The organism is Arthrobacter ginsengisoli, from assembly GCF_031456935.1.
Classification (GTDB): domain Bacteria; phylum Actinomycetota; class Actinomycetes; order Actinomycetales; family Micrococcaceae; genus Arthrobacter; species Arthrobacter ginsengisoli.
In genome coordinates, this window is the sequence record NZ_JAVDVQ010000008.1 from 160,409 (window position 1) to 179,765 (window position 19,357).

The window sequence follows — 19,357 nt, forward strand, 5'->3', positions numbered from 1 at the left end:
CCGGGCGCGGGATCACTATGACACTGCCATGAGCGTGTTGTTCCGGAGCGGCAAATGAAGCGGACCGTACTTCCCCCCACCAGACACCTCGGCAGCCGGGTCGGTGCCACGCTGCTGGCCGTCTCACTCATCGCAGGTCCCGGTCTGGCCACTCCGGCAAGCGCCGTCGAGCCGGCCCCCACGGCGACCGCGGCTGCGCCGACGGCGCCTCCGGCACCGGCCGCCACGGCAACTCCGACGCTTTCGCCCGCTCCGGCCCCCGCCACCGTGACCGCGACCGCGGCGCCGTCGGCCAGCGCGCAGCCACCGGTTGATCGAACCTCAGCGGCCTACCGCAGCGCCATGACCGAGGCCACCAAGGCCGGCGGGGCCGAGATGGGACAGGGAACGCGCGCCGCCGGCGGGTCGCCTGCCGGAGACACCACCGCCGCCACCGAGGCACTGGCCACCGAAGGCACCTGGATGCCCAGCTATGGGGTCCAGGGACTCGACGTCAGCAAGTACCAGGCCGGAATCAACTGGCAGACCGAGTGGAACATGGGCGCCCGCTTCGCCTACATCAAGGCCACCGAGGGGAACTATTACACCAGCACCACGTTCAGCGACCAGTACCTGGGCTCCAGGGCTGTTGGCATGATCCGCGGCGCCTACCACTTCGCCAACCCGGCGGCCTCCTCCGGGGCCGCCCAGGCCCGGATCTTCGTCCAGAACGGCGGCGTTTGGAGCGCCGACGGGTACACCCTCCCTCCCGTGCTCGACTTTGAGGGAAACCCCTACGCCGGACAGACCATTGGCGGCTACTACCAGGGCAACACCTGCTACGACATGACCCCCGCCCAGCTGACGTCCTGGGCCCGCGACTTTGGCAACACCATGCAGGCCCTCACCGGCCGGCTGCCGGTCATGTACACCACCACCACGTGGTGGAACTACTGCACCGGCGGGCCCTCCGGTTTCGGCGACTGGCCGCTGTGGATCGCCCGCTGGCCCAGCTCGCCCAGCGACAGCCCGGGCGCCCTGCCCTCCAGCTGGGCGAACTTCAGCTTCTGGCAGTACAGCGAGTCCGGCCCCTTTGCCAACGGCGGCGACTCCAACGTCTGGAACGGGGACTACACCTCGCTCAAGCGGTTCGCCACGGGCAGCGCCCCGCCGCCCCCACCGCCGCCGCCCGCCCCGCCGGTCCCGACAGATCCGACCCGCCGGCTCGTCTCGCCCGGCGACTTCGACGGCGACGGCCAAGCCGACCAGATCCAGCGCCGGGCCGACGGCGAACTGTGGTTGTACCCCGGCAACGGCGCCGGCCAGTATCTCGCCGGTCGGCGGATCGGTTCAGGCTGGGGAATCTATGACCGGGTCCTCGGTGTGGGTGACTACAACTCCGACGGAAAAAACGACCTTGTCGCGAGGAAACTGGACGGATCACTCTGGTTCTACGCAGGCACCGGACGGGTGTCGGGAACCGACGAGGGCTACCGTCCCGTCGTCAGGATCGGGGAATACGGCTGGAACGCTTTTGACAGTCTCCTCGGCGTCCGCGATTTCGACGGCGACCAGAAGCCCGACCTGGCGGCCCGCACCCCCGACGGCAGCCTGTATCTCTACTCCGGGACCGGGACCGGCCAGACCGGAACGGCCCGCAAGATCGACTACGGCTGGCAGATCTTTGACCAGCTCATCGCCATCCAGGACTTCGACGGCGACGGCACCAATGACCTAGCGGGACGGCGCGCCGACGGCACCCTGTTGTTCTACTCCAACAACGGCCGCGCGGGGCTGGTCAACGGACGCCAGATCGGTACTGGCTGGGGGGTCTACGACGACATCGTGGGAACCGGGGACAGCAACGGCGACCGGATGTCGGACTTCGTGGCCGGCACCCCCACCGGCGCGGTCTATTTCTATGCCGGAACCGCCATGAAGGACGAGGGATACCAGGGAGCCCGAAAAATCGGGGAGTACGGCTGGGGTGCCTTCAACGCCCTCGTGGCCGTCCAGGACTTCAACGGCGACGGCAAGGGTGACCTGCTGGCCCGCAAGCCCGACGGAACCCTCTGGTTCTACCCCGGCAACGGGACCGGTTCCTACGGGAGCGCCAAGAGGATCGGCGACTACGGCTGGGACGCCTTCGACGCGTTCGCCGGTGTCGGCGACTTCAACGGCGACGGGAAAAACGACCTGGTGGCCCGGAAACCGGACGGGACGCTGTGGCTGTACGCCGGGACCGGGCGTGTCGACTCGGCAAGCAACGGGTATGCCGGTGCCAGGAAGATCGGCCTGTCCGGCTGGGAGATCTTCGACACGATCACCGGGGCCGGGGATCTGAACGGCGACGGCAGGAACGACCTCCTGGCCAGGCAGTCCAACGGCGCGCTCTGGCTCTACAAGGGAACCGGAAAAGTTGATGCGGCCAACAGCGGCTACCAGGGTGGAGTGAAGGTCGGCGACTACGGCTGGGAAGCGTTCGATCAGCTCTTTGGCGCCGGCGACTTCAACGCTGACGGCAGGAACGACCTTCTGGCCCGCAGGCCCGACGGCACACTGTGGTTCTACGCCGGGGACGGCAGCGGCAAACCCGGCGCCGCCGTCCGGATCGGAACCGGCTGGAACGTGTACGACCGGGTCCTCAACGGCTGGAACCTCAACGGCGACGGGAACCCGGATCTGGTCGCGCGGCGGCCGGACGGCTCCCTCTGGGCCTACTCGGGAACCGGGATGAAGCCCAGCGAGGGTTATCTGCCCCGCACCCTGGCAGTGGTTCTCTGAGCGGACTGACTAGACTACTTAGAGCCATGACCTGAGGCAGACCCGTCAGCAGCACGGACGTTGCCCGCCTTTCCCTGAGGAGCCCGCACCTTGAAGCACGCCATCACGAGCCCGCCGGACCGCCACCCCGGTGTGGGATGGTTCTGGTGGCCGCTGCTCGTCATCTTCGTGATGAGCTCCGGGTGGGCGCTGGCGTCGCCGATCTCATCGGTCCCCGACGAACCTGCCCACATCGTCAAGGCGGCCGCCGTCGTGCGCGGCGAACTCGTCGGTGCCCAGACCGGCGGGGGCGGTCCGCTCCTGGCCGTCCAGGTTCCCCGTTTCATCGAGCACACAAACCAGATCACCTGCTTTGTGCGGAACGTCGCGGCCACCCCGAAGTGCTCGCCGCCGATCCCCGGGGATCCCAACGAAATGGTCGCCGGACTGACCACCGCCGGCCTGTACAACCCCGTCTACTACGCCGCCGTCGGATGGCCTTCACTGCTCACCGGCGGATTCAAAGCCGTCTATGGCATGCGGCTCGTGAGCGCCCTCCTGACCAGCATCTTCCTGGCGCTGGCGTTTTCAGCGCTGTCACGCCTGCCGCGGAACAAGTGGGCCATCATCACCCTCGCCGCCGCCGTCACGCCGATGACTCTTTTCCTCAATGGCTCCGTCAACCCCAACAGCCTGGAATACGGGACCACAGCAGCCATCGCGGCCAATCTTTTGCTCCTCCTGAAGGGGTCCCTGCAGGGCCGCGCCCTCGCCGTGCCGGTGATCGCCACAACGGCCGCAGCCGCGCTGCTCGCCAATACCAAGGCGCTCTCCCTGCTCTGGCTGCTCGTTATCGTCGTAGCTGTCGTGATACTCGGCACAGCCGCGGAACTCAAGGCCCTGCTGCGCCGGCCGGCGGTGTGGGCGGGCGCGGCCGTCATCGGATTGTCCTGCGCCTACGCACTCTGGTGGATCGGCAGCCACAACAGTCTCGCCAGCAAGCCCTTCGACGGCGCCGGGCTGGGTTTTGATGCCGGGGCTGAAATCATGATCGACCGGACATTCCTCTTTATGCACGGCTACATCGGCCAGTTCGGCTGGCTTGAGCTGGACGCCCCCACGGGCGTCATGGCGTTGTGGACTGCCGTCTGCTTCGCCGCCGTCCTCGCGGGCATCATCTACGGCAGGGGCCGCTACCGGGCCGCCACGATCTTCCTTTCCGCGTCCCTGCTGCTGCTCCCCGTTTTGTTGCAGGCCGTCATCATCACCGACCAGGGCATGGTGTGGCAGGGCCGCTACATCCTGGCGATCTTCGTTCCCTGCCTCATGATCGCCGGAATCGCGCTGGACAACACCCACCGGCGGCCGTGGCCCGCGGCCGCCGTGCCCGCCCTCAACACCCTCATTGTCCTGCTCGCCGCGTCCCAGGTCCTGACCTTCATCTGGGTCCTGAGGCGCTACGTCACGGGGCTGGCCATGGACATCCGGTGGGTTGACCTGATCCGCAATCCGCAATGGCAGCCCCCGCTCGGGACCCTGACGGCCGTTACGGTCTTTGTGGCCGCCACCGTTCTCGGTGCGTTCCTCCTGCTGCGCCATGTTCGGGACAACTCGGTGCCCGCCGCAGGTTTCGCTCCGGACGCGCCGCGACGTTCGTCCGTGCCGGCCACGGACCCCGCCCCGGTGCCCGTCAACGCAGCCCCAGCACCCCCCGCCGTCGAGCGGGAACGCCTGACGCCGGTTTCGCTGGGCAAGCCATGAGCCGGACCACACCCGCGGACGCGGCGGCGGAAAAACCCCGCGGGCTGCTGCGGAAGTTCTTTGGCCACAGCGCTGTCCGCTACCTGATCGTGGGCGGGCTCTCGTTCGCCGTCGATTTTGGCCTCCTCGTGCTCCTGCGCGAGGTATTCCACTGGGATGTCGGGATTGCCAGCGCCACCGCCTTCCTCACCAGCCTCGTGTTCAACTTCCTGGTCCAGCGGAAGTTCTCCTTCGAATCCGCGCACCGGACCCACGTCAGCATGATCCGCTACGGCGTGCTCGTGGTCGCCAACACCCTGGCCACCGTGCTCATCGTGCAATTGCTGACGCCAACCATCCTGGGCTACATGGGCGGCAAGGTCGTGTCCACAGCCGCCATGACGGTCTGGAACTACTTCCTGTACAAGCACTGGGTGTTTGGGAAGAAGCCGGCCCACCACGGCGCCCACGCGCACAAACACCTGTCCGCGGGACCCGACGACGCACAGGATCCGGCAGCCGGGACACCGCAGCCGCTGCAGGCCGCGGACGCGGAACTCACGCGGCCGGAGCCTTCCTAGGCAGCTGGCACAACGGGTGAGGCCCGGACTGGGATCCAGTCCGGGCCTCACCCGTTTCAGCCGGGCCGGTTTCGGCCGACGTGGCGCTAGACGGTGCCGCGCAGGTATTCGGTGAGCCGCTGGGACGCGTCGGCCGGGGCGAATCCGGTCGCCTTGATCTTGTCCAGCTCCAGGACACTGTTCAGCGGCCGGGGCGCAGCGGCCTTCCCGCGGAAGTAGTCCTCGGTGGACACCCCGGTGACGTCACCCCGCGAAGCGCCGACCAGCTCAAAAACCTCGGCGGCGACGTCGGCCCACGACTGGGGCTCGCCGTCGTTGGTCAGGTTGTAGATGCCAAAAGGCGCCTTGACCTGGAGCAGGTGCCTGATGCCCGCGGCCAGGTCCTCGGCAAACGTCAGCCGGCCCACCTGATCGTCGACAACCGTCGGGGTGACTCCCTTGGCCGCCAACGCGGCCATGGTGCGGACAAAGTTGCTGCCCTCGCCAATGACCCAACTGGTGCGGACGATGTAGTGGCTTGGCACGACGCTGACGGCGGCGTCCCCTGCGGCCTTCGTCTGGCCGTAGACTCCCAGCGGAGCCGGCCCCTCGTCCTCACTGTGGCTCTTCAGGGAGCCGTCAAAAACGTAGTCGCTGGAGACGTGCACCAGCACCAGCCCGTGGCGTGCCGAAATTTTGGCCAGTTCGGCGACGGCAGTGACGTTGAGGGCCCACGCCGTGCGGCGTCCCTCCTCGGTTTCCGCGTCATCCACCGCGGTATAGGCGGCCGCGTTGATGATGGCGGAATACCGCCGCCAGTTCCGGTCCGTAAACGACGCCGGATTGGCCACATCGAATTCACTGCGGTCGGCGAATTCCACGCTCGCATCGCCGGCATACGCAGCCCGAAGTGCCTGGCCCAGCTGTCCGCCGGCGCCCAGCACCAGCGTGCGCCGCGGCTGCATCGGGACAACATCCTGCAGGCGCGGGTGGGCCTTGTCCTTGTCCGAAAGCTCGGCCCGGTCCAGGGGAATGGGCCACGGAATGCTGACGGTCTCGTCAGCAAGGTTCAGGAAGGTGTATTCGGCATCCGCGGACCAGTGATCGTTCACCAGGTAGACGTACGAGGTGTCGTCCTCCAGGGTCTGGTACGAGTTGGCCACTCCGCGCGGAATGTAGATCGCCTTGCCGGCATCCAGCTCGGCAGTGAAGACCGCGCCGAACGTCGGGCCCTCCCGCAGGTCCACCCAGGCACCGAAGATGCGCCCGGAGGCCACCGAGACGAATTTGTCCCACGGTTCGGCGTGGATGCCGCGGGTGGTTCCGGCTTTGTCGTTGAAGGAGATGTTGTTCTGGACCGGTCCGAAATCGGGAAGACCTGCGGCCAGCATTCTTTCGCGCTGCCAGTTCTCCTTGAACCAGCCCCGGTTGTCGCCGTGGACCGGCAGGTCGAAGAGAAGCACCCCCGGGATGGGGGTCTCCGTGACGGAGAGCTTTTTCTGAAACTCCATCCCTACTGGCCCTGCTCCTTGTACTTGGCTTCCGTTGCGGCCTTTTGCGGCCGCCACCAGTCCTCGTTGGCCCGGTACCAGTCAATGGTGTCCTCAATACCGGCGTCGAAGTTCGAGAACTGCGGCTGCCAGCCGAGCTCGGTGCGGAGCTTGGTGGAGTCGATCGCGTAGCGCAGGTCATGGCCGGCCCGGTCAACGACATGGTCGTACGCGTCACGCGGCTGGCCCATGTGCGCCAGGATGAGTTCGACAACTTCCTTGTTGTTCTTCTCGCCGTCGGCGCCGATCAGGTAGGTTTCGCCGATCAGGCCCTTGTCGATGATCGCCAGCACGGCCGAGGAGTGGTCATTGGCGTGGATCCAGTCCCGGACATTCTCGCCCTTGCCGTAGAGCTTCGGGCGGATCCCGGCAATCACGTTCGTGATCTGGCGCGGAATGAACTTCTCCACGTGCTGGTAGGGGCCGTAGTTGTTCGAGCAGTTGCTGATCGTCGCCTGCAGCCCGAAGGACCGGACCCAGGCCCGCACCAGCAGGTCCGAGCCGGCCTTGGTGGACGAATACGGGCTGGAGGGGTTGTACGGTGTGTTCTCGGTGAACCGCTCCGGATCGTCAAGTTCCAGGTCGCCGTACACCTCGTCGGTGGAGATGTGGTGGAAGCGCTTATTGTGCTTCCGGGCCGCCTCGATCAGCGTGTACGTGCCGATGATGTTCGTGTCCAGGAACGGGCGCGGATCCTGCAGCGAGTTGTCATTATGGGATTCCGCCGCGTAATGCACCACGACGTCGTGGGCGGCCACCAGGTCATCAACCAGCGGCTGGTCGCAGATGTCCCCCTTCACGAACTGGAATCGGTCGGCCGGAAGATGCTTCAGCGACTCCAGGTTGCCCGCGTACGTCAGCTTGTCGAGGACAGTCACGAAGTTCTCTGTCGTGGACATGACGTAGTGGACAAAATTGGAGCCGATGAAGCCGGCGCCGCCGGTTACTAGTAGTCGCTGCATAGTTTCAAAGGTTACCGGATTTGGCCGATGCACGAGTCAGCAGGAAAGATGGCCTGTATGCGCGGAATCATTTTGGCCGGCGGTACCGGCTCAAGGCTCCATCCGATTACTCTTGGCGTCAGCAAGCAGCTGATGCCGGTCTTCGACAAGCCAATGATTTACTACCCGCTCTCCACCCTGATTCTGGCCGGCATCCGGGACATCCTGATCATCACGACGCCGCACGACGCCGAGCAGTTCCAGCGCCTGCTCGGTGACGGTTCGCAGTTCGGTGTGAACCTCAGCTATCTGCAGCAGCCCTCCCCTGATGGTCTCGCCCAGGCTTTCGTGCTCGGAGCCGAGCACATTGGCAACGAACCCGTTGCCCTGGTTCTCGGTGACAATATCTTCTACGGCCCGGGGATGGGCACCCAGTTGCGCCGCTTCGAGAACATCCAGGGCGGCGCTGTCTTCGGCTATTGGGTTGCAGACCCCTCTTCTTACGGCGTTGTCGAATTCGACGGGGACGGCAAGGCCATCTCCCTCGAGGAGAAGCCCGCGAAGCCCAGGAGCCACTACGCCGTACCGGGCCTGTACTTCTACGACAACGACGTCGTCGAGATCGCCCGGGACCTCAAACCGTCACCGCGCGGCGAGCTCGAAATCACCGACGTCAACCGCACCTATCTCGAACGCGGGAAACTTCACGTTGAGATCCTCCCCCGCGGCACCGCCTGGCTCGACACCGGAACGTTCAACGACCTCAATGACGCCTCCAACTTCGTCCGGACGACGGAAAACCGGCAGGGGCTGAAGATCGGCGCCCCCGAGGAGATCTCCTGGCGTCTGGGCTTCCTCAGCGACGACGAGCTCCGGGAACGCGCGGAACCGCTGATGAAGAGCGGGTACGGAAGCTACCTCCTCGGGCTGCTGGAAAACGGACGTTGATCCCGGCGTCGCTGCGTCGACGACAGGAACCAGGCAGCGCGCGCGACGAGCGCCCGGCTGAGAACTCAACCCGGCCCGGCCGGCGCCGAACCTTCTGGTGGGCTTTCATTGTGCTCATGGGCCTGTCCAGCGCCTGGACGCTGGCCACTCCGCTGATGGGGGTCCCGGACGAACCCGCCCACGTCATCAAGGCTGCCGCCGTGGTCCGCGGAGAACTGACCGGACGTGAGGTGCCCGGCGGCGGAGCGTTCCAGCTGGTGACTGTCCCGGCCGGCATCGGCTACTACGACACGTTCGGCTGCTTCGCGCAGAAGAAGGACACTCCGCCCTCCTGCGTCCCGCCGTTCAGCGGCGACCAGAGCGCATTGGTGGACGCCCGGACCTCCGCCGGCAACTACAACCCGCTGTACTATGCGGTGGTTGGGCTGCCGTCGCTCGTCAACAACGGCGCCGCCGCCGTGTACGGGATGCGGCTTGTCAGCGCCCTGGTCAGTTGCCTGTTCCTCGCATCGGCCTTTTCGGCGCTGTCCCGGCTGCGGCACCGGAAATGGGCCATGGCCGCCACCGCCGCGGCGATGACACCGATGGTGCTGTTCCTCAACGGCGCCGTGAACCCGAATTCCCTGGAGTACGCCACGTCGGCCGCGCTGCTGGCCAACCTGGTGCTGCTGCTGGAACGCTCCGCTGACCCCGGAGCCTACCGGCGTTACGTCCCCGTCATCACGGTTGCGGCCTGCGTGCTGGCCAACACCAAGGGCCTGTCGCTGCTCTGGCTGGCGCTTATGGCCGCCACCGCCTGCATACTGGGGACCTGGCCGCAGATCAGGGCATTGAGCCGCAACGCCTGGGTGTGGGCCGGATCCGCGGCGATTGGTTTGTCCTGCGCCTTCGCCCTGTACTGGATCACCCGGCATGACAGCCTTTCCAGCAACCCGTTTGAAGCTGCAGGCTCCTCCCCGCTCACCGGAGCCGAGATCATGCTGGACCGGACGTTTGACTACGCCACCGGATACGTCGGGCAGTTTGGCTGGCTCGAAGTCCCGGCACCGATGGGCGCGTTTGTGCTCTGGCTGGGGCTCGGCGCGGCGCTGGTGCTGGCCGCCGTCGTACTGGCCCGGGGCCGCGGCCGGACCGCAACTCTCTTCCTGCTCGCCGCGTTGCTGCTGCTTCCGCCGCTGCTCCAGGCCCAGGCCGTCGGGACGATGGGAATCGTCTGGCAGGGCCGGTACATCCTCGCCGTTTTCGTCCCGTTGCTGATGGTGTGCGGCCTTGCGCTGGACCGGACGGATGCGCGCGGCTTCTCCCCGCAGGCCGCAGCGATGCTCAACGCCACGGCGGTCCTCGTGGCTCTCTTCCAGTTCTGGACCTTCGTTCACACCCTGCGGCGCTACGTGACCGGGTGGGCGGTGGACCGCCGATGGTTCGAGATGGTCACCAATCCGTCCTGGCAGCCGCCGGGCGGCGCACTGCTGTGCATTGCCGGCTTCGCCGTCATGCTGGTGATGGCGGTGTGGCTGCTGCGCCGGGGTGTCCGCGCGGAGCTCCGGACCGGGCCCACCGACTGAGGAGCCCCGGCCGCATGGCACGGCTGACGCGTGCACCCCGCCGGCCTCAGCGGACGGCGTAGACGTAGGCCGGCTTCCCCTGCCACTGGAGTTCAGAGTCCAGGGTCAGGCATGGTGCTTCGAGCGGCCGGGACGAGACGATCCTGTCCAGGTTCTGCCAGGCGCCCTTGAGCGTGCAGGGATCGATGCTCACCCCGACGGCGTCGAAGTCGTTCGTCTCGTAGGACGTCGGCTGGCCGGGAGCCCAGGCGAAGAAGATGTAGCCGCCCCCGCGGTTCCACTTGTTGGAGAATTCCGACGTGGGATCCAGCTTCTGCCAGGCCGCCACGTCCGGGCCGGACCGCTGGAGCCCCGAGAGGGACGGCATTCCGTTGGTCAGCAGGAGGGTGTTCAGCGAGGGGGTGTCCGCCGCCCAGAGCTTCCCCTCCGCCCTCGCCGCGGGTGCCTGGGCTGCCACGGCCCTGGCGGTGTCCGAAGCCCGCAGGTCGCCCAGCCCGGCCAGCACCGGATTCGCCCGTGCCACCGGCAGCGCTGCCAGGACGACGCAGAGCGCCAGGGGCCACAGCCGCTGGGGATACCTCGTGACGGCAGCGACGGCCACGGCGACCGCGGCCGACACCAGGAGGATGAGCGTGGTTGACAGCGACGGCAGGTCCGAGGCTTTCAGCAGCGACGCCGCGTACCCCGTGGCCAGGCCGCACGCGGCACCGGCCAGGAGCGGCACGCGCCACGAGGACGGCGCGGACCAGCGGCTCAGCAGGAGGCCCAGGAGGATCACCGCGAGCACACCCACCACCTGGGCTGCCCGCGGCGGCGTTACGAGATTGAGCAGCGGGAACTTCTGGCTCAGGGGGCCAAGGTCCAGCGTGATCCAGACGATCCACAGTGCCGACCACGTTCCGAACGTCCATTCGACGACGTTGTCCCGGAACGTCGGCCGCCATTGTGCGGCCAGGAGGATGACCAGGATCCAGACGAAGAACACGGTGAACGAGGATGACAATTCGCTCGCATTGATGCCGACAGGTTCGCTGTACTGCAGCGGCCCGAGGGCCGGTGCACCGAGAAGCCGGCCCAGCGCCTGGGGATCCGCCTCGACCCGCCGCGACCCCGGATAGACCGTGCTGAACAGGGCCTGGAGCCCTTCCCTGTTCTCGAAAAGTGTTCCGGCGCCAAAGACGATGGCTGTGCCGCCGGTGATGAGGACGGATTTCAGCCGCGGTGCCCAGCCGCCGCCCCGGAGCAGGATCCACAGCGTTGAGCCGATCAGGACGGGGAGTCCGAGCAGCAGGGACCACGGCGCATAGAAGCTGGGAAGGCCCGCGATCAGGATGCCGCCGCCGACGGCCATCGCAGCCGGGGCGAAACGCTGGCCTTTGTGGAACCGCTGGAAGGCGGCGATCATCAGCACGCAGCCGCCGAGCGTGTAGGCGATCAGTGCCACCGGCATCAGGGACCACCACGCACTCGAGGGCGACAGCACGATCAGGATCGCGGCGAACCAGCCGTACCGGCGGGAGCGTCCGAGCTGGTGGAACCAGGTTGGCATGGCGAGCAGCAGGATCAGCGACGGAAGCCACCAGTGGGCCGCGAACAGCATGTGATCAGGAATGACCGCTGCGGCGCGGAGCATGGTCGAGTCGAAAAAGACGAACTGCTCGAAGAAACCGTCAGTCGGGAACCGGTGCACCAGATCGGCCCGCGCGGCGAGCGGACTGAGGCTCGGGGCGCCGTGGGTCGCCAGGATCGAGATGACGATGGCCGAAAAAGCGTGGATCTCATCGGAGCGGATGGGCCGGGACTTGCCGAACTGCCAGCCCAACGGGTTGGCAGGATCCTGCCGGAGTTCTGAAATACCCACTGAGGACGTCGTGATTCCGAACAGCACGAGGACCACGAAGACCACGACCGTGATCAGGCGCGCGGCACGGTCGTTGACACACACCCAGCGGTGGAATCTCCGGCCTGCCTCGGCCACGGGCGCGGGAAATCGCATTTTCAACTAAGTTCCTCCATGCGCTCCACACCATCGCGGGCACGTCCACCCGGACGTGGTGCTGGGAGGCTGATAGTTGGGATTAATCCTTGAGATCAGTCAGTGGGCCGCGGTGTCTGCCACTGTGCCGTGGTCGACGGGGCGGCCGGCGTGTTCCGGCCCGCATCGCCGGCAGTCGAGGACAGTGCCTCCACCTTGCGCTCGAGCTCTTCAAGGCGTGCGCGCCCAATGGCGGCTTCCTCGGACAGCGTACGGGCCTCTTCCTCCAGCACGGACACCTCCCACGAGAGGTGCAGGGCGACGCCGGTCAGGAAGATGATGCCCATGGCAAAGAGCAGATTGGACGGGACCTGCACGCCGATCAGGGTGGTGAAGCCCCGCAGCATGCCCGGGATCGCCGTGAGCACAAGGCAGGCGATGCCGACAAGCAGCCACAAGAACGCGTACTTTTCACGCAGCCCCTTGCCGCGCAGCAGGAACACAACGCTGCCCAGGACAAGCAGGGAGAAGATGAGCGCTGCAATGCTTTCCACGGTCAGATGTCGCTTTCGTGAGAGGCCCGGGCTTTGCCCCGGGTCATGGCGAACAGGAGTGCGAGCAGCGACCGGACCAGGTAGATCGCCGACTTCGCCGGGTTGTGGCTGGGCTGCCCGCCCTGGCGGGGCCGCATCTCCACCCCGGTCTGGGAGACCACGCATCCGGAGCGGATCGCAACGACGAGCGAGTCGATCGTGTCGCCCAGGTACTCGGCAGGATAGTGCTTCAGATACTGGGAGATGGCCCGGACGTTGCCAGCGCGGAACCCTGAGGTCACATCCGTCAGCTCTGTACCGGCGATCCTGGAAATCACGGCCGCCAGCAGGCGCATCGCCCATTTCCTGGGGCCGCTGACGGTGTACTGTCCCTTGTCCGCGAACCGTGCACCAATCGAAATGTCGGAGTGGTCCAGGCCCGCAATCACCGACGGGATGTCCTTGGGATCGTGCTGCCCGTCCGCGTCCACCTGGACGACGGCGTTGTAGCCCATCCGGTGCGCGTACTTGAAGCCCGCCCGCATCGCACCGCCGACACCGAGGTTGAAGGGAAGCCGGAGGACGTGCGCGCCTGCGGCCTCGGCAAGTTCCGCAGTGCCGTCGTCCGAACCGTCGTCGACGACGAGAACGTCGTAGTCCCGTCCGAGGTCAATGACTTCATGGACGGTATTTCCGATACAGGCCCGCTCGTTCCACGCCGGCATGATCACCAAGACCTTGGTCGCCGCTGGAAAACGCACTATGCTCCCGACTTCTGTCATGTTGCTACTTTGTCCCCTCATGTACTGCTTCCGGCTGCACTGCTTCCGGCTGTACTGTTTCCGCCTGCCCCGACGGGACCCGGCGTGTACGCCGCATGGCCACCAGGCTCCACCCCAGCATTCCGACGACGGCCACGGCCCAGACGGGAATCCCGATCCGCCACCCGGGAGGCTCGAAGCTGACGGTGACGAGCTTGCCCTGGGCATCCGACGGGACCTCCAGGCCGAGCAGGTACCCGCCGATGGGGCGTTCCATCAATTCTGCCCCTTCCACGCTGTAACCCGGCCAGGGCAGCCTGCTCAGCGCAACCCGGCCGCCGCCTGCCGGAACCTCATCGACTTTCAGCACGATCTTGGTGTCGTCCCGCGAGACTTCGGTCAGCCGGGTTCCGGGCTGGCTCCAGCTCACGCCGCCGGCCGGGCCCAGCGGGACGTCCCGGCTCCACAGCACTGTTCCTTCGCTTTCCGCGGCAACGTGCCAGCCGGCCGGAACAGCGGGGATTTCCAGTTCTTCGTCCCGGGTAACGTAGTTGTTGGATGCCTTGGCCACCTGCGGCTTGTTGAACGACTCCTTGAGGATCTGCACATTGTCGATCCGCATTTCATCCACGAGCCTCAGTCCGGTCTCCGCCCGGTGGTTGAAGAGCCGCTCCGCCAGCTCCGGGCACGTCCCGCCCAGGTAGCGCAGGCAGAGCAGATCGTTGAACTTGGAGAAACCCACGAGCTGGTAGCGGTTCATGACGCTGGCGTCGCTGAGATACCAGGCATTGGCCATGAGCGTCTGCTCCCACGTCTCCTTCTCCTGGGGGTAGTCCAGGGCGTCGCCGACGACCAGGACGTCGTTCTGTACGCCTTGGAGCACACCCTTGTACGTGGACACATTGGCCGGCTGGTTGGCGATGGAGAGGCCGCTCCGGTTGGACGTCCGGTGCTGCAGCAGCGTCGTCGCTGTCGTTGCCAGCAACACTCCGATGGCGATCAGCGACAGCGCGCTCAGGCCGGACTTGTTCCACCGGTGTGCCTGCGCTTCGGGATGATTCAGGAGCCACCACATCGCGATGAGTGCCCCGGCGACGACGACGGCGGCGGCAAGAATTGTGAAGGAGCGCGAGGGGACCTGCGCCCAGCCAAGATACGCTCCGAGCGCCACCAGTCCGAGCGCGAAGTACAGCGAGGGGCGCCCGATATGCGGCCGCCGTGCGCGCGCCAGTGCCACGATCACCAACAGCACGGCACCGGTTGCCACGTAGGGCATGAACCGTGCGGGGTACCGCAGCGGCCCGATTGTCGTTGGCAGCAGGACGAAGGCGAGGGCGGCGGCCAGGAAGAAGAACAGGTCGCGCAGCTCGGGAGCCAGCTTCTTGAAGCGGCTCCAGCTCACGAATGCGATCGCCGGAAGGAACCACGCGATGTACGCGGCGGGGCTGGTGGCGCCCGTCCCGGGCCACCACCACGACAGGAGCTGGGGATACGCGGTGGCAATCGGCGCCATCAGCAGGCTGTTGAAGTCGATGCTCATGTAGTCGTCGTTCCAAACGCCGGTCGTCCCGCGCGTCGTCACCGCCGCGGTAAGTACGCCGGGCAGGAAGACCACAACCGCCACAAGTCCCATCGAAACCCCGGTCACCGCAATGCGGATGGCAGGGCGCCAGGCCTTGCGGATCAGCGTCTCGATGCCGACCGCCAGCAGGATGAATCCAATCGCCACGGTGCCCGCCACGTAACCCACCGTGACGATCAGGTACCCCGTGATGAATGCCCAGAACGGGTTCCGCTTGCCCGCCATCAGCTGCCGCAGTTCGGCCCAGAAGAAGGGGAAGATGGCCCACACGAGCGCCCCCGTCACCCACGAGGGGGCATCGAAGTACATCGTGAAACCATTCAGCGGCACGGCAATTCCGGCGATGAAGGCCCACTCCGGGGAAAGCGAATAGCTCCGGGCCAGAACGAAGGTTCCCATGCCGGCAGCCACCAGCATCGTGACCTTCAGCGCCGTCGTCAGGACAACCGCATTGGGACTGATGTAGGCGAGCACGCCAAAAAGCATGACCAACGGATTCCAGGTGCCCCATTGACCCTCGGCAATGTAATTGCCGCTGGACCAGACGGACGGATTGAGAACGGGAACCTGCCCCTGGAAAAGGCTCTCACCCAGGTGGTACCAGACTCCGTAAGCGCCGTTTTCGGTATCGTCCTGAAAATAGAAGCGGCCGTAGAATACGAGCGGAATGAGGCTCAGCACCAACACCGAACCGGCGGTCAGCCATAGCCATTTCCTGTTGCGCGTTGAGGACGATAGGGAAGGCTGCAATTCACAATCCGTTCAGTTTGGGCATGCGTCCACCGCATGACGGCGCGCGAGGGACAGGTTCATATTACCCGAGTGGACTTTCCCGGACTCCAATCGACTGCCCCCGGCACGGCTCGGACCGGCCCTGCCGGAGAGCACCTGCGCCACCGGTGATGACGGGAGCCGGTAGAATCTCCTGATATGACACTCGCTCAACCAGAGACCAACTCGACGCCCCATCGCATATCCGTGGTCATCCCCGTATACCAAGGCGAAAAGACTCTGGTCGGAGTGGTCAACGAACTTCTCCCCTATCAGCAAGTGTCGACCACCCGGGGCGGCCATGATTATGTGATCTCGGAAGTCCTGCTGGTTTTCGATCACGGACCCGACAATTCAGCCGCAGTCATCCGGTCCCTGACGAATTCCATTGACATCGTCCGTGGTGTCTGGCTGAGCCGGAACTTCGGGCAGCACGCTGCCACCCTGGCCGGGATGGCCTCCGCCGGCGGCGACTGGGTCGTCACCATGGATGAGGACGGACAGCACGATCCCGCAGCCATCGGGGATCTGCTCGATACGGCCATGGCGGAGAACGCCTCGGTCACGTACGCGATGCCCAGCAACGCCGCCCCGCATGGCTTCCTCCGGAATATGGCGTCAAAGAGCGCCAAACGCACGGTTCGGTTCCTGCTCTCCAGCGATGATGCCACGAGCTACCAGAGCTTCCGCCTGGTGACCGGCGAAGTCGCCCGCTCGGTTGCCGCCTACGCAGGCCACGGCGTCTACCTCGACGTCGCCATGGGCTGGATTGCCGACAAGACGGCGACCTGTCCGGTGGTGCTGCGCGAAGAGGGTGACCGGCGCTCCGGGTACAGCCTGCGCACGTTGCTCTCACATTTCTGGCGCATGGTGATCTCCAGCGGGACACGGGGACTTCGCCTGGTCAGCATGGTCGGCGCCGTCTTCGCGCTCGCGGGCGTCGGTCTCGCCATCTACTTTGTGATCGCTTACCTGACCGGGCATGGGGCCGGCCAACAGGGCTGGACGTCGACCATGGTCGTCCTCCTCTTCAGCACTGGAGCCATCCTGTTTTCCCTGGGTGTGATCGCCGAGTACGTCGGAGTGAACGTCAATATGGCCATGGGGAAACCCGCGTACCTGATTGTGAGCGACCCGGCGCTGGGCCCGCTCGGCAAGATCGCGCACGAGGCGCCGGCCACGCTGCCCTCCGGCCCGGTGGCTGATGCAGGCTAGGCCCACCTGGGTGATCGGCGCCGGTGGCCTCCTCGGCAAGGCCGTCGTCAGAGAACTCCAATCCCGAGGCGTCGCTGTCCTGACGAGCACGATCCCCTGGTCCGACCAGGAGTCTGCGTTGCAGGCGTTCCGGAAGGGTGCCGAAAGTCTCCGTGAGGCAGCAGCCGGCGGGCCGTGGACGATTGCCTGGTGCGCAGGCGCGGGTGTCACCGGAACCTCGCCCGAGGCCCTGGAAGCCGAACTGTCCCTGTTCGCCCGGGCGCTTGACGTTTTTGCGGAAATTCTCTGCGTCACCGGCGGGCAGAACGGTGCGATGTTCCTGGCGTCCTCTGCCGGCGGGGTCTACGCCGGGTCCAGCACACCCCCGTTCACCGAGCACAGCCCGGTGCAACCCCTGGCCCCCTACGGCTTTGCCAAACTCCGGGCCGAGGCGACAGCGGCGGACTTCGCCCGGCATACCGGGGTCCGGACCCTGGTCGGCAGGGTCAGTAATCTGTACGGTCCAGGCCAGAATCTGCGGAAGCCGCAGGGCCTGATCTCGGTGTTCGCCAAGGCGCACCTCACGGGCGCGCCGGTTTCGGTCTATGTGTCGTTGGACACCTTGCGGGATTACCTCTTCGTCGACGACGCGAGCCGGCTGGTCGCCGACGGGCTGGACCGCCTGGTCCGCCCGGACGTCCACCCGGGCGAGGTCGTGATGAAGATTCTGGCGTCCCAGCGGGCCGACACCATCGGCAACCTCATCGGCGCCTGCCGTGCGATCTTCAAGCGCCGTCCGCTGATCATCCTGGGGGCCTCCCCGTTCGCGAAGGCACAGGCGCACGACCTGCGCCTGAAGTCCGTGGTCTGGCCGGAGCTTGACGCGCACCCGGTGACTCCGCTGGCGGTTGGCATTAACAACACGGTCCAGGAGGTCCAGCGTCTGGCCCTTTCGGGTCAACTCTGAGCGCGCCTGGCGCGGTTTCCGACCGCCCCGCCGGACCGGCCCGTTGTGACGGCGTTGCCGCTCTTCGGTAGTCTAAGGTGTGTCTTTGCCGGTTTTCGGCCCCAAGAGTTCAGAGAATAGGTGCGTCCCATGAAGCAGCCCGAAACGCCCGAGGAGGCTGTTAAGGGTATCCACAATGGTCCCCCGGGTCCCCTCTTGAGGATCATCAAGGACCAGCGTGTGGCATTCCTTCTGGTCGGCGGCGCGAACACGGCGTTCAGCACGGCCCTCTTCATTGCGATTGCATGGTTGAACCCCGGGCTGCCGTCTCCGGTGGTTCTCAGCATCGCCTTCGTCGTTTCACTGATCGCAGTGTTCTTTGTCTACCGGAAACTTGTCTTCCGCGTCAAAGGGCACTTCTGGCTGGATCTGGGCAGGTTCACCCTGGTCAATCTGACCATGTTCTTCACGAACATGGCACTGCTGCTGGTGGCCCACGAGGTCCTCGGGTATCCCCAGATTCCGTCCCAGATCGCCATCACCGGTGTGACCGTCATCATCAACTACTTCGGCCACAAGTATTTCTCCTTCCGCCGGAGCGCTGAATCCGAGTCCCCCAAAAAAGCCACTGAGGAAAGCACACCATGAGCCCCAAAGTCTCGATCGTCATTCCGGCGTACAACAATGTCCAGTACATCGAAGAGACCCTCCAGTCGGTGTTGAACCAGACCTTCGAGGACTATGAGGTGGTCATTGCCGACCATTCCTCGATCGACGGCACCGCTGAGGTCATCGCCCGTTTCGCGGACAACTCCAAAGTCCGGGTGCTGACGCCTACTCCGACCGGCGGCGGCGCGCAGGCCAACTGGAACCGCGTCAGCCAGGCCGCCACGGGTGAGTACCTCAAGCTCGTCTGCGGCGACGACCTGATCTCTCCGGATGCGCTGGAGCTCCAGGTCAAAGCCCTCGAGGACAATCCCGGCGCGGTCATTGTTTCGTCCCGCCGCGATCTCGTCGACGCCAACGGGGGGCTGTTCCTGAAGGGCCGCGGGCTGCAGGGGGTCGATGGCCGGGTCAGCGGACGCCAGGCGATTCGTGCGACGGTCCGCGCCGGGTCCAACATCTTTGGCGAGCCGGCCTGCTCGCTCTTCGAACGCGAACTGCTCGCCCGGGAGGGCTGGTGGGACAACTCCCACCCGTATCTCATCGACGAGGCGACTCTGGTGCGCATCTGCCGCCACGGCGACTTCGTGGCGCTGCGGGAGACCCTGGCGTCCTTCAGGATCAGTGCGAGCCAGTGGAGTGTGCGGCTGGCCCGCCAGCAGTCCGACCAGGCGATTGCGTTCCATAACCAGCTCCGGAACGACGACCCCACCCTGCTGAGCCGGCTCGACGTGGCCGTTGGAAACGCCAAGGCGATCGCCATGTCGTATGCCCGGCGCCTCGCGTACGTGCGGCTGAACCGACGGATGGGCCACCAGCACGCCGTGGAGAGCACCGTCTAGGGCGATACACCGGCCGCAGCTGCCTGCGGCGGCAAGCACAAAGC

At 66.0% G+C, this 19,357-nt stretch carries 15 protein-coding genes; 9 read left to right on the forward strand and 6 right to left on the reverse strand.

Annotation, left to right across the window (positions count from 1 at the left end):
• Positions 1–54 precede the first annotated feature (54 nt).
• The 3 genes from J2X01_RS11610 to J2X01_RS11620 all read left to right on the forward strand — a co-directional run bounded on the left by J2X01_RS11610 (position 55) and on the right by J2X01_RS11620 (position 5,063).
• Positions 55–2,763, forward strand: a complete 2,709-nt coding sequence (locus tag J2X01_RS11610) for a GH25 family lysozyme (protein WP_310057108.1) — start codon at positions 55–57, stop codon at positions 2,761–2,763.
• A gap of 90 nt (positions 2,764–2,853) precedes the next feature.
• Entirely contained in the window at positions 2,854–4,503 is a 1,650-nt protein-coding gene (locus J2X01_RS11615; RefSeq protein WP_310057111.1) for a DUF2142 domain-containing protein, read from the forward strand.
• Positions 4,500–5,063, forward strand: a complete 564-nt coding sequence (locus J2X01_RS11620) for a GtrA family protein (RefSeq protein ID WP_310057113.1) — start codon at positions 4,500–4,502, stop codon at positions 5,061–5,063. The genes J2X01_RS11615 and J2X01_RS11620 overlap by 4 nt, the downstream gene beginning before the upstream one ends.
• Positions 5,064–5,149: 86 nt before the next feature.
• Here J2X01_RS11620 and J2X01_RS11625 read toward each other — a convergent pair whose 3' ends face one another.
• Together J2X01_RS11625 and rfbB are read right to left on the reverse strand one after the other, a co-directional pair.
• Positions 5,150–6,553, reverse strand: coding sequence for a sugar nucleotide-binding protein (locus J2X01_RS11625; RefSeq protein WP_310057114.1), 1,404 nt, complete (start codon positions 6,551–6,553; stop codon positions 5,150–5,152).
• Positions 6,554–6,555: 2 nt separating this feature from the next.
• Positions 6,556–7,554, reverse strand: coding sequence for a dTDP-glucose 4,6-dehydratase (rfbB, locus tag J2X01_RS11630; RefSeq protein WP_310057116.1), 999 nt, complete (start codon positions 7,552–7,554; stop codon positions 6,556–6,558).
• A gap of 57 nt (positions 7,555–7,611) precedes the next feature.
• On the opposite strand from rfbB, the gene rfbA reads away from it, so the two are divergent.
• Both rfbA and J2X01_RS11640 read left to right on the forward strand, forming a co-directional pair.
• Positions 7,612–8,481 (forward strand): glucose-1-phosphate thymidylyltransferase RfbA, encoded by an 870-nt coding sequence (rfbA, locus tag J2X01_RS11635; RefSeq protein WP_310057118.1) that lies wholly within the window; start codon positions 7,612–7,614, stop codon positions 8,479–8,481.
• 116 nt (positions 8,482–8,597) lie between these two features.
• Complete coding sequence (locus J2X01_RS11640; RefSeq protein ID WP_310057120.1) at positions 8,598–10,046, forward strand: DUF2142 domain-containing protein; 1,449 nt, start codon at positions 8,598–8,600, stop codon at positions 10,044–10,046.
• Positions 10,047–10,092: 46 nt separating this feature from the next.
• On the opposite strand, the gene J2X01_RS11645 is transcribed toward J2X01_RS11640, so the two are convergent.
• The 4 genes from J2X01_RS11645 to J2X01_RS11660 form a co-directional block, all read right to left on the reverse strand.
• On the reverse strand, positions 10,093–12,042 hold the full coding sequence (locus tag J2X01_RS11645) for a DUF7657 domain-containing protein (protein ID WP_445344436.1): 1,950 nt from the start codon (positions 12,040–12,042) through the stop codon (positions 10,093–10,095).
• Between the two features lie 95 nt (positions 12,043–12,137).
• A complete protein-coding gene (locus J2X01_RS11650; protein ID WP_310057125.1) occupies positions 12,138–12,575 on the reverse strand; it encodes a DUF2304 domain-containing protein in 438 nt (145 codons plus the stop codon).
• Between the two features lie 2 nt (positions 12,576–12,577).
• Complete coding sequence (locus J2X01_RS11655; protein ID WP_310057128.1) at positions 12,578–13,336, reverse strand: glycosyltransferase family 2 protein; 759 nt, start codon at positions 13,334–13,336, stop codon at positions 12,578–12,580.
• A gap of 4 nt (positions 13,337–13,340) precedes the next feature.
• Positions 13,341–15,647 carry a glycosyltransferase family protein gene (locus tag J2X01_RS11660; protein ID WP_310057131.1) on the reverse strand — a complete coding sequence of 769 codons (2,307 nt, stop codon included), beginning with the start codon at positions 15,645–15,647 and terminating at the stop codon, positions 13,341–13,343.
• A 180-nt stretch (positions 15,648–15,827) separates the two neighbouring features.
• On the opposite strand from J2X01_RS11660, the gene J2X01_RS11665 reads away from it, so the two are divergent.
• The 4 genes from J2X01_RS11665 (at position 15,828) to J2X01_RS11680 (ending at position 19,313) form a co-directional block, all read left to right on the forward strand.
• Positions 15,828–16,883, forward strand: a complete 1,056-nt coding sequence (locus J2X01_RS11665; RefSeq protein WP_310057133.1) for a glycosyltransferase — start codon at positions 15,828–15,830, stop codon at positions 16,881–16,883.
• Positions 16,873–17,829, forward strand: coding sequence for an NAD-dependent epimerase/dehydratase family protein (locus J2X01_RS11670; protein WP_310057136.1), 957 nt, complete (start codon positions 16,873–16,875; stop codon positions 17,827–17,829). Before J2X01_RS11665 ends, J2X01_RS11670 begins: the two co-directional genes overlap by 11 nt.
• A 129-nt stretch (positions 17,830–17,958) precedes the next feature.
• Positions 17,959–18,456: a GtrA family protein gene (locus J2X01_RS11675; RefSeq protein ID WP_310057139.1), complete on the forward strand. Its 498-nt coding sequence runs from the start codon at positions 17,959–17,961 to the stop codon at positions 18,454–18,456.
• Positions 18,453–19,313, forward strand: coding sequence for a glycosyltransferase family 2 protein (locus tag J2X01_RS11680; RefSeq protein WP_310057142.1), 861 nt, complete (start codon positions 18,453–18,455; stop codon positions 19,311–19,313). Before J2X01_RS11675 ends, J2X01_RS11680 begins: the two co-directional genes overlap by 4 nt.
• Positions 19,314–19,357 lie beyond the last annotated feature (44 nt).

What these genes read in the sequence shown, in the direction of transcription:
- J2X01_RS11675 (WP_310057139.1), top strand. Translation starts at nt 17,959, where the DNA reads ATGAAGCAGCCCGAAACGCCCGAGGAGGCTGTTAAGGGTATCCACAAT.
- J2X01_RS11640 (WP_310057120.1), top strand. Translation starts at nt 8,598, where the DNA reads ATGGGCCTGTCCAGCGCCTGGACGCTGGCCACTCCGCTGATGGGGGTC.
- J2X01_RS11665 (WP_310057133.1), top strand. Translation starts at nt 15,828, where the DNA reads ATGACACTCGCTCAACCAGAGACCAACTCGACGCCCCATCGCATATCC.
- J2X01_RS11610 (WP_310057108.1), top strand. Translation starts at nt 55, where the DNA reads ATGAAGCGGACCGTACTTCCCCCCACCAGACACCTCGGCAGCCGGGTC.
- J2X01_RS11620 (WP_310057113.1), top strand. Translation starts at nt 4,500, where the DNA reads ATGAGCCGGACCACACCCGCGGACGCGGCGGCGGAAAAACCCCGCGGG.
- J2X01_RS11670 (WP_310057136.1), top strand. Translation starts at nt 16,873, where the DNA reads ATGCAGGCTAGGCCCACCTGGGTGATCGGCGCCGGTGGCCTCCTCGGC.
- J2X01_RS11645 (WP_445344436.1), bottom strand. Translation starts at nt 12,042, where the DNA reads ATGCGATTTCCCGCGCCCGTGGCCGAGGCAGGCCGGAGATTCCACCGC.
- rfbB (WP_310057116.1), bottom strand. Translation starts at nt 7,554, where the DNA reads ATGCAGCGACTACTAGTAACCGGCGGCGCCGGCTTCATCGGCTCCAAT.
- J2X01_RS11680 (WP_310057142.1), top strand. Translation starts at nt 18,453, where the DNA reads ATGAGCCCCAAAGTCTCGATCGTCATTCCGGCGTACAACAATGTCCAG.
- rfbA (WP_310057118.1), top strand. Translation starts at nt 7,612, where the DNA reads ATGCGCGGAATCATTTTGGCCGGCGGTACCGGCTCAAGGCTCCATCCG.
- J2X01_RS11655 (WP_310057128.1), bottom strand. Translation starts at nt 13,336, where the DNA reads ATGACAGAAGTCGGGAGCATAGTGCGTTTTCCAGCGGCGACCAAGGTC.
- J2X01_RS11625 (WP_310057114.1), bottom strand. Translation starts at nt 6,553, where the DNA reads ATGGAGTTTCAGAAAAAGCTCTCCGTCACGGAGACCCCCATCCCGGGG.